Here is a 9,846-nt window from a genome sequence, read left to right as displayed (position 1 = left end):
AGCCCGCGCGGCTTGAGCGCAAAAAGTTAAACGCTTTTTTTGTCGGACAGTAGTGATAAAATATAGATGCTCCCCAGGAAATAGTCCAGATTGCTCCAATGTGTTCGCATTGACTTTCAGACTCGGAGTTCTGTGTGGTTGGGAAGGGAATCTATCTATTTTAGAATCTAAAACTTCCGCTGTTACAAGTGAAAATATTTAACCAAAGCAGGTTAAGAAAGAGAGAATAACCAGACGAACCAGGATTGTGATTCCGAAATAACCAGGATAATGCTCCTACAATGAAGTAATTGTTTGATGTAAATACAATTAGTAACTATTAGAAATAAAGAAAGGCCTGCCGACATTCCGACAGACCTTTCAAACCTTAACCCTAACCCGATGCAAATATAACTCAGCATTTTGAATTGGCAAATTATTTTTTGATGTTTTCCTAGTTATCCGATAGTTAAAATATGTTTCACATCTTCAACTTCCGCATGCATAAAATCTAAAGGCCTGTAAATCAGAAGCAAGCAATGTCAACCTTTTAAACGGCACCAATGATTTTTTATTTCATTTTCCATGTTAGTGGGCCGAGTGTCCTGCACCATGCTCAACAATATCATGGATAGCTTCGATACTATGAGTGTAATCAACATAGGCTTCTACATATTCACGGCCTTTTTCCGGAGAATCATTTTTCACTTTTTCAAGTGCTGCTGTTTTTTCATATTTCTCCCTTATCACTTTTCCAATGTGGTTGTTTAGCTTTCCGAGGAATTCATCAATATCTTCACTTTCTAAAGCCTGGTCGCTTAGTTGAATTATTTTCTTCGTAGTTCCTGCTGGTTTTAGCCCTGTGAAGGGAGCCCCTTCAGTTTCGCGGTGCAGACGAACCAGGGTTTCAAAGAAGTGTTTTTCAACAATGGCATAGACTTCTTTGTCACCAGATTTCAAAGAATAAGTTTTATCGAACAAAGAAATAATTTCTTTTTCCTGTTCAGCTGTTACCCATTTCAGAACCAGATTAACGTTGTTTGTTTCCAGAGCTTTAACAGCGTCTTTAATTGTTGGACCATCTAAGGAGTCGCAATGGGCAGATGCCGGAGGTGAATTGAAAATTATAAACAATGATACGAAAACAAACGACAGGGCTGTTTTTAAATTTGCTTCACGTGTTTTAAGTATACTCTTTGGAGCATCAGTTCCCAAATTCATTTCTGTTTGTCTCATGATAAATTTCTTTAATGATTATTACTAAATTATCTTGAGACAAAGGAACACTGATAAAAATACTTGTGCGACCTACTTTGTAATGTAGTACCTATTATTTAAAACCCCTTTTTATGAACCCGGACTTTCACAGGCTAAAACAGAGCATTTTATGTTTGTTTTTTATATTCGCTCGGTGTTACTCCGGTTATTTTTTTAAATACCCTGTTAAATGCGGATTTGGTATTAAAACCACTATCAAAAGCAATCCCTAACAAAGAAAAATTCTTAAACTCAGGATTACCAATCTTTGATTTCACTTCTTCTACCCTATATTGATTTATGAAGTCAAAGAAATTGACTCCAAATTGTTCATTTATAACCCGTGAAAGGTAATGAGAAGGGATGTCGAGTTTGTCTGCCAATTCAGGAAGTGAGAAGTCAGCATCTAAATATGGTTTATCGGAAGCCATAAAACGTTTTAATTTACTAACATAAAGCTCCACATCAGCTTCTTTCAAAACCACACCGGCATACTTCGTCTTCGGTTCAGTTACGTACTCGATGGTGTTATCATGATATTGGATAAAAATTTCTTTTTGCTTTAAGCCGAAATACCCAATTAAGAGGATAAAAACGGACAACGAAAGAGATAAACCGTGAGTGCAAAAAACCCATGAGAACAATCCAAAAACATGATGGGCAGTGGCAAAAATCATTAATACTGTCCAAATAGCCCCAAAAGAATAAACAAGCTTTCTTAACCAGTCGAGGTTAACATTCTCATACGATGAAAAATTATTGAAGATATTAATATCCAGTTTTTTGAATAGCCAAATTGATAGAATAAAATATATCGGCCCGGATAAAACTGTAAAAATCAGGAATAAATGAAACAGTAATGGGGCCCCGGCTTCACTTTCCACATGATCCAATCTTATTCGTTCCGAAATTTCCGGATAAAAGGAAGCAATAACAATATATATATTGAATAGGATAAATGGAACAAAATGTAAAAGTTTTTTCCTGTTGAATTCAAACTTTTTATCAATCAATGAAGAAATATATAGAAACAAGAAGGGGCCATGAAGCAAGAGCAGTGAAATAAAACTTGCTGAGAAGAGGTGAAATTCTATAAATAGAATATTTGAGAACAATGCATATACCCCTGTGAATAAACCTAAATAAACTAGCCAGTATATCAGTATTTTATCGTGTAAGGCCTTTTTTTTCTGCAAAACTAAGATGGCAAAAAACAAGGCATTGAATGCAGCAATCAAAAAAATGTATTTCATGCGTATAAAATTCATTTATATAAGGTGGAATGGAACTCGCATGTAAGAACTTATACATGTTCTTTTTGAGGCCATCATTGCCATGCTCGTTTCATTTCCTTGTATATTTCTAAAAAATTCAACAAAGTCAATAGTTTTCAGAATGTTGTTCAATGGTTGAAGCCCAACATACTGCCGTCGGGTAAGCAAAGGGAATTTCACCCTAAATCTCTCATCCCGAACCTTCTGGATACTTGACAATCTCTTGTCATGCAACTCCTGTTTTACAAATCTATAGCATTTTTAAACGTTAAGAAAGCTCAAAGGGTAAGTGGTATAACAACGAACGAAATTGAATTCGTTAAGTTTAATTTCTCATGTAGTTATCTAATTTCTTTTCAAGATTGTCTATTTTTTGGGAAATATCATCTGTATTGTCGCTAAGCATAGCCTCTACAAAAATTGAATTGACAAGTGATAATCCAAAAATCCCTCCTGTAACCAAAATAAATACAAAATAAAATTTTGACAAGAATGCGATTGATCCATCAGTAGTAGCAGCTATCTGCTCTGGTATCTCATACCAGCCCTCAACTGTGAATATCTTAAATATCGAATAGAATGATATCCAGGGATTTGAAAAGTGTTCCGGAGCTATACTCTGGAACAAATAGGTGGAAAAAATCCCAATGATGAAAATATAAACACAAAACCCCAAAATTATTACTACCGAAGTTTTTAATGCTCTTTGTACACCCTTGATTAAATCTGTAATTCCTGGGACGAATTTTAAAAATCTAAAAGATTTAAAAACACGCAACACCCTAAAAACCAAAAAGAAACTAAGGTTAGATAATGAAAGATCAAAAACCCAGGAAATCAATGCGGGAATTGATAATAAAACTAAAAAGAAATCGAGTTTATTCCAGGTTGAAGAGAAATAGCCTTTAAGTCTAAATTCCAACAACTTAACAATCATTTCGATAATAAAAACGATTGTAATAGTATTATCAAAGCTCGTAATTAATATTAACTGTGAGGATGATAAATTATCAAAAGCACCCAATAAAATTGTAATGGAGTTTAAAATAATTACTCCAAGAATAATATTGTCATTTAGAAAAAACCGTTTGAGCATGGTTAATTATTTAATAGCTTTTAGAATTCTGTCCTCTTTTATTAGCACATCTCGCATTAGTAATTTATAAGGGAATTGTGCTTTATTTGAGTTTTTAAAGCCTTCAAGAATACTGTACAGGGAAGAAGCTTGTATCAGTGATAAATTTAATTCATACTCAAGTTCACATTCATTTATGAATTCATCAGAAAATTCGGGGGCAATCAATAAGGATTTTACAACTTTCAGTCCATTCTTCTCTGCCATATCAAAATATGCTTTTAACTGACGCTTAACCGAACTGAATTTATTGTATCCGCTTTCTTTTACCGATTTGCATTCCACAAGAATAACTTCACTATTTCCAAGATTTATAAGTATATCTGCTTTATCTTGTTTGGTGTTCATGTGTTTTCTCAAACCATCGTCAACATTAAGTCCTAATTTCTTAAAAATCGCTTTAGTTAAATCTTCAAATTTTACACCTATTTCAGCATCTGAGATTTGGATACCATTTTCTTTCAATTCTAGCAATCTACGGAACGCAATATTCTCATAGTTCTCTAAATAAAGGTTTTCTGTATCCATATAAGAATCCAAAATATTGCTTATAATGTCTCCTCGTTGCTTAATTTCTCTTTTGTCGCAAAAAGTCTTCAGGAACTCTTCAGGAATAATCTCAAGAATATCTCTAGGTTTTAGATTATATTCCAGCAGATATGAAATATCCAATACATTTTCATCTTGCAATTCGTAGTGTAAGCGAATTACGTCGTTTGATTTAGGAACTATTTTTTTAAAATCAACCAACATGTTTTCATAACCATCCATGGAAATTGAAACTTTTTCGTCTTTCTCAATTTCATTAAAATATTCAATTAAGTTCTCAATTTTCTCACCAACGGTTACTCCTTTTGTTGGGTTTGGGATATCGAAGCTTCTTTCATTTAGTTCATTTAGGAATTTCTTAATGTCATTCAAATATGTTCCCTCCTTATGGATTTCATTCTCAAGAATATTGTGTAATGAAATCCCTTTACTTATTATTTCATTAATTTTTACATCCAAGGATTGTCGCCAGTCGATATTATGCTTTTTACATACCATATTAATTTGGGGTTCTCGTAATTGCTTTAAAATTCTCCTGAAATGCTTGTCAGCAATAGCTTTTCCCCTAATATCTCTTAATAATTTAACTACTTCCTGGGCAACATAAACGGTATTGGTCTTTTTGGAATAAAAAATTACCCCTAAATTTTTTAAATCATTAATTACCTTATCGATATGTTGGATACAAACTGGAATAATTGAATAGTTAATCAATTTAATTTCCTCTTGTGAGAGTTCAAGTTGTTTCGATAAGGTATATAAAATGGATTGCTCATCTGATGTTATTTTTCTATCCTCTCCGTGGCTATCATCATTTTCGTAAGCCGTTTTTAAGCACTCGGTATAAACCTTATAATCCCGAAGTCTTTTAGGTTCAATCTCAGTGGTATCTGAGTTTATGTTTTTATTGAAAGATTGTAATTTTCTTTCAAGATCTTTAATTTCTTTCTCATACAAACGGGCAAACCAATCTTGTTTCATTACACAGTTTCCATCACGAGTTAAAATATCTGTTAGAATATCAAGTTGTGATGTAGTGTTTACAAATTCACTATGCACATACTTTTTGAACTCCTCCTCTACAACAGAAAAAACCTTTGACACATTAATATTATCCAGGTTTTTCAGATCCTTGGACCCATCAATAAGGATTTTATCAATCTGACCACTTATTTTAGGTTTTTCGCTAATTATAGAATCAATAATTTTCAGAAACGAGTTTTTTTCAAACGAATTTAGTAAGTCAAGGATTTTTTCAAGTTTCATTGTATTATGATTTATTTGGTTTAAAAAGTTTACAATTTAATAAAATTATCAATTCGTTCAATGTTATCAGTTAAGTTCTTAGTATACTAAGTATTTGAAGGGCCTGATTGAAGGGCGTGGAAGCGATTTGAAATTTATCTTAATTGTTCCTAACTTCTAAATTTCAAGAGTTATTTTCAATTATTCAAAAAGTGAAAATGTAGAATGCCGGAGGAGATAGAACCTGAATGCATACCCCTGGTGTCCGGTAAAGAAATGAGATTGCTTCACTTGTTGGATGACAATTCAATAATCAAATAAAACAAGGGTATTGATTAAATCCTATAACTTCAATAACTTCCGGGCAATAGAGTTTTGCTTACCAATACCTTTTGTTGGGTAAATAGCAGCTCTACATTTCTATTAAAATTAATCTCATGAAAAACAAACCGGAAACTCGGAAAAATATTTTTGTCCCCGATGCTGAGTTTTACAGTCAAATAATTGACAGCTTAGAAGATTATTCAGTTTTAACGTTGGATAATGAGTTCAATATTAACAGCTGGAGTTCTGGTTCGACAACTATTTTTGGTTATCAGGCAGAAGAAATTATTGGTAAACCTTATGATATAATATTTACCGAGGAAGATAAAAAGATTGGCATTCCCGCAAAGGAAATTAAAACTGCCTTAAAAGAAGGCAGGGCAACAGATAATAGATGGCACCTTACTAAAGATAAAAGTCTGTTTTATGCTTATGGGCAGGTTTTCCCACTTATCGGTTCAGAGGGAGATATTTTGGGTTATGTTAAAATCTTGCGCGACTTAACAAAACAGAAAAAATCGGAGGATGCAATAAAAAAATACACCAAAGACCTGGAGGATCTAAATAAGCATAAGGAGAGTGTTCTGGCTATTCTTTCGCACGATTTAAGAAGTCCCCTGACAGCGATTATTCAACTCACATCGTATTTGAAAGATTACTATCGGACAATGAAGCCCGATGAAATTCAGAAAATGCTGGATACACTTTATAAATCATCAACGGATGAATTGGATATGTTAGACTATTTAGTAGAATGGGCAAGGATAAAATACGCGTCGGACATTTTTTCTCCAACCAAGATAAAACTAACCGAATACATAAATAAAGTCTTTGAAAACTTAAAAGACACTGCCACTATAGATACAATCAACCTGCATCAGGAAGTTGAAGAGGATACTTCCGTATTTGCAGATGACAAAATGTTAATCTCCATCATCCAGAACATTGTCTCAAACGCGATAAAGCATACTGGGAAAGGAGGAACCATCGAGATTTCAGCAAAAAATAAAGAGGATAAAATTATTGTTCAGATTAAAGATTCCGGGGTTGGAATGTCCAAAGAAATAATGGATAATCTTTTTACCCCGCAAATGAAAAACCTTTCAGAAGCAAGAAAAAATAACAAAGGGGCCGGAATTGGGCTATTACTGGTAAAAGGGTTTTTAGAAAAAAATGGAGGTGAAATATGGGTGGAAAGTATTGAAGGTGAAGGTTCCTCATTCTATTTTACATTGCCCATTGAGGAGCCTTTAAATCCAAAATAAAATCAACACTCCTTCAAACATTAAAAATTGAGATTTCGTCCCTTAATCCCTGATCGCGATTTTGGTTTTGCAAGATTTTGGGTTTGGTCTCTTATGTGAGGGCAATAGTCACATGTTTGAAATATTGAGGTTTGCAGACCACCTTCCTGGCTGCCCTCACAAAACCTGATGTAGGTCAGAATGCCCTAATAACCACCTAAACTACAATGCTTTTTACCCTAACTTATAGGTTAACATTATTTATCTGATTTAACAGTGTAAAAGTAATTTATGAAAAAAACGGAAATTCCTGCAATATGCTGTGAATCCTAGGCTAGGGGGTTATTGCTTTGTTTAGGACGGAATTTCATTCTTCCGCTAATAATTTGTCAATTTTATCGAAGGTTCTTGGACTCATTGGCCTTAAATAAAAACCTGATTCAATAATATGTCCGTTTTTGTTTACCAACATATAGTGCGGTAATGATTTTATGTCAAAAGTTTTTCGAATATTCCTACTTTGTTTAATGTCACAGAAATAGTGTTGACCATCAAGTTGCATTTGAGATATATCCGATTTCCATTGTTCCTTCTTTGATTGCAGACATAAATAAACAAATTCAACATCTTCTCCTGCTAAAATATGCTTAAGTTTCTTTGAATTTAACATTTCTTCTTTACAGGGACCACACCAGGTTGCCCAAAAGTCGATATATAAAACCTTACCCTGGTTTGCTAACAAAATCGAATCAATCAACGGCCTAGCTGTTGTGCCGTTTAATTTTGACAAAATTTCATTTGAGTTTATTTCAGGATTCTTCTTCTGTTCTCTTAAGTCCTCATAATATTTGTTTAGAGGAGTTATTAAAAAACCATCAGATACATTCTCATTCAACAAAATTTTGTTTTCTTCGAAAAGATCTAAATTATTATAATTAAGTTCTTCATAAAATATACTTCCAATAAGAATTTGCCTAAAATAACTCTCTTCATGGTTCTTTATCACGGAGTTTACTATGGTAGAAATATAAGAATCTCTTGAACGTTTTGTAAAATTAATCGTTCTTTGAGCAAAGCTGCTGGTATAAACCCCCAATAGTTCATATATATTGGTATTAACAATTGAGTCTGAGTATTTCCTTTCTATTTTTTCAAGAAAGGAGTAGTAGTCGCGAGGGATATCTAAATCACGGTAGGCTATATTGTTTTTGTGAGCATGACTCAAGGGAAAAAACAATAGTGATTTTTGGTAATTAATAGTTATGTAATCTTTAGTCCATCTGCGAATTGCTGGTGAAGGGTTTATCTCCCTAATGAACTTTTGTCGTTTTTGTTCTGCAACACTCTTAATGCTGTCACAGAATGATTTATAAGTATTGAGACTCATGCTTTGAGTTTCTCTGGGGCTAAACTCAAACACTCCATAATTGCTGTTTAGATATTTATTTATATTCATGTTCGACTGCTGATTGTCACCAAAAAAACGAACATTTCCAATATCTTTAAAATCAATTTCAAGATGTATTGAATCTCCCGGGCTTGCAATAATTTTTCCAACAATTGGATTTATATTTAAATCTTGTGTTTTATATAGCTCAAACTCAATCTTGAAGGTTCCATCATTTTTTATTGAATCAGTAAAAATGGTTTTTTTACCTCGGAAATCTATAATCTGTACAGAAAATTCTTTTGTGTCTGGATAAACCTCAATATTCCTCACATTTCCAGTGATGACAGTTAATGTGGATTTTTTTTCCTGGTCATGTTTTTCAAAGCATCCGCCTAGAAAAATTGTCAATAAGAAAAGCAGGATAATTCTTGTTTCTATTCTCATAATCCACAAATTAATCAAGACCCACTCCTGCATTCTCGTCCCGGAACTGCTTTCCACTGACACTTAGCATTTGTGAGTTCTTAAAATTTTCAATAATCGATTGTATAATCTAAAACTGTAGAAGTTATCGTCAAAGTAATTTCACTAACATAAGATTCATCACTTGCCTTAATTGCGAACGGACTGTTGTTTTTACTTACATCTATCTCTGAATAAACATTCAACCTTTCTGTACCTGTTTCATTTGAAGTTAATAAGGCTGCACTGAAACCCTTTGAAACCGGACCAATTATCGTTTCCCAATTCGAATTTTGGTCAATTACAAATAATACTTTTTCACTATTCTCATTATTAATTGTGACATTAAGCTTTCCCCCCGGGTTAATGTTTGAAGCATTAATCACATATTTAACGTAATAGACATCGGCCTCTTCCTCTTTATCGCAACCTAAATTAATAGCACTGAATAGTACTATTAATCCCCAAATTAGTTTAGTGCTAATCCATTTAGATTTGAACGTTGAATTGTTTGTTAGCTTGTTTCTTCTCATTTCACATTTTTTTATCGTTTGAATTGTTTATCCCTTAATTCGAACAATGCATTTAGCTCCCCTGCAATTTGCACCTGGCGATGGCTTTCTGAACATCTGTGACTTTATGATCCAGAAAGCATGTGAGAGGCTAAAACAAAACCCGCATTATGGAGTGGATGATGCGGTCGGTGTATCACAGCCTTATTGCAAATTGTTTAATTTTTTTAATTCCAAATGATAATAAACCCAGGATCCGACTATTGGAATAAACAAAACAAAAATAGTCCAGCCAGTTTTATAGTTTAATGGTTGGTGGGCTCTAAATATTTTAATTAGTATCCAAATCCAGAAAACTGCAAATGATAGAAGTCCAATTGTCATTAATTCATTGTGAAAAGGATAGTGCTGAATCATAAAAATTGCTGCAATGATCAATAATACAGTTCCAAAATTGCCACAAAAGTTTATTAAG

8 protein-coding genes are annotated in these 9,846 nt (G+C 33.3%); 1 reads left to right on the top strand and 7 read right to left on the bottom strand.

The features are described from left to right. Positions 1 to 567: 567 nt before the first annotated feature. The 4 genes from QZZ43_RS03730 to QZZ43_RS03715 form a co-directional block, all read right to left on the bottom strand. A complete protein-coding gene (locus QZZ43_RS03730) occupies positions 568 to 1,215 on the bottom strand; it encodes a DUF6448 family protein (RefSeq protein ID WP_291856389.1) in 648 nt (215 codons plus the stop codon). A gap of 149 nt (positions 1,216 to 1,364) precedes the next feature. Next, positions 1,365 to 1,913, bottom strand: coding sequence for an AraC family transcriptional regulator (locus QZZ43_RS03725; protein WP_291856387.1), 549 nt, complete (start codon positions 1,911 to 1,913; stop codon positions 1,365 to 1,367). Between the two features lie 922 nt (positions 1,914 to 2,835). Then, the gene (locus QZZ43_RS03720; protein ID WP_291856384.1) at positions 2,836 to 3,606 is read right to left on the bottom strand and encodes an ion transporter; all 771 of its coding nucleotides are present in this window, start codon (positions 3,604 to 3,606) and stop codon (positions 2,836 to 2,838) included. A gap of 6 nt (positions 3,607 to 3,612) precedes the next feature. Beyond that, the gene (locus QZZ43_RS03715; RefSeq protein WP_291856382.1) at positions 3,613 to 5,460 is read right to left on the bottom strand and encodes a hypothetical protein; all 1,848 of its coding nucleotides are present in this window, start codon (positions 5,458 to 5,460) and stop codon (positions 3,613 to 3,615) included. A 416-nt stretch (positions 5,461 to 5,876) separates the two neighbouring features. Between QZZ43_RS03715 and QZZ43_RS03710 the strand changes: the two genes are divergently transcribed. Further along, positions 5,877 to 7,028 carry a PAS domain-containing sensor histidine kinase gene (locus QZZ43_RS03710; RefSeq protein WP_291856380.1) on the top strand — a complete coding sequence of 384 codons (1,152 nt, stop codon included), beginning with the start codon at positions 5,877 to 5,879 and terminating at the stop codon, positions 7,026 to 7,028. 346 nt (positions 7,029 to 7,374) lie between these two features. Here the strand turns inward: QZZ43_RS03710 and QZZ43_RS03705 are convergent, their stop codons facing one another. The 3 genes from QZZ43_RS03705 to QZZ43_RS19560 form a co-directional block, all read right to left on the bottom strand. After that, complete coding sequence (locus tag QZZ43_RS03705; protein ID WP_291856378.1) at positions 7,375 to 8,841, bottom strand: TlpA disulfide reductase family protein; 1,467 nt, start codon at positions 8,839 to 8,841, stop codon at positions 7,375 to 7,377. 89 nt (positions 8,842 to 8,930) lie between these two features. Continuing rightward, positions 8,931 to 9,392, bottom strand: coding sequence for a hypothetical protein (locus QZZ43_RS03700; RefSeq protein WP_291856377.1), 462 nt, complete (start codon positions 9,390 to 9,392; stop codon positions 8,931 to 8,933). A 183-nt stretch (positions 9,393 to 9,575) separates the two neighbouring features. Beyond that, the gene (locus tag QZZ43_RS19560) at positions 9,576 to 9,755 is read right to left on the bottom strand and encodes a PLDc N-terminal domain-containing protein (RefSeq protein WP_367221223.1); all 180 of its coding nucleotides are present in this window, start codon (positions 9,753 to 9,755) and stop codon (positions 9,576 to 9,578) included. Positions 9,756 to 9,846 lie beyond the last annotated feature (91 nt).

The organism is Marinilabilia sp. (assembly GCF_016278715.1).
Classification (GTDB): domain Bacteria; phylum Bacteroidota; class Bacteroidia; order Bacteroidales; family Marinilabiliaceae; genus Marinilabilia.
Note: the sequence above shows the minus strand (reverse complement) of the source record. Positions and strands in the feature narration are given on the sequence as shown.

Bases quoted from the DNA above. Each gene is read 5' to 3' on its own strand.
- QZZ43_RS03730 (WP_291856389.1), bottom strand. From the start codon at position 1,215: ATGAGACAAACAGAAATGAATTTGGGAACTGATGCTCCAAAGAGTATA.
- QZZ43_RS03725 (WP_291856387.1), bottom strand. From the start codon at position 1,913: ATGATTTTTGCCACTGCCCATCATGTTTTTGGATTGTTCTCATGGGTT.
- QZZ43_RS03720 (WP_291856384.1), bottom strand. From the start codon at position 3,606: ATGCTCAAACGGTTTTTTCTAAATGACAATATTATTCTTGGAGTAATT.
- QZZ43_RS03715 (WP_291856382.1), bottom strand. From the start codon at position 5,460: ATGAAACTTGAAAAAATCCTTGACTTACTAAATTCGTTTGAAAAAAAC.
- QZZ43_RS03710 (WP_291856380.1), top strand. From the start codon at position 5,877: ATGAAAAACAAACCGGAAACTCGGAAAAATATTTTTGTCCCCGATGCT.
- QZZ43_RS03705 (WP_291856378.1), bottom strand. From the start codon at position 8,841: ATGAGAATAGAAACAAGAATTATCCTGCTTTTCTTATTGACAATTTTT.
- QZZ43_RS03700 (WP_291856377.1), bottom strand. From the start codon at position 9,392: ATGAGAAGAAACAAGCTAACAAACAATTCAACGTTCAAATCTAAATGG.
- QZZ43_RS19560 (WP_367221223.1), bottom strand. From the start codon at position 9,755: ATGACAATTGGACTTCTATCATTTGCAGTTTTCTGGATTTGGATACTA.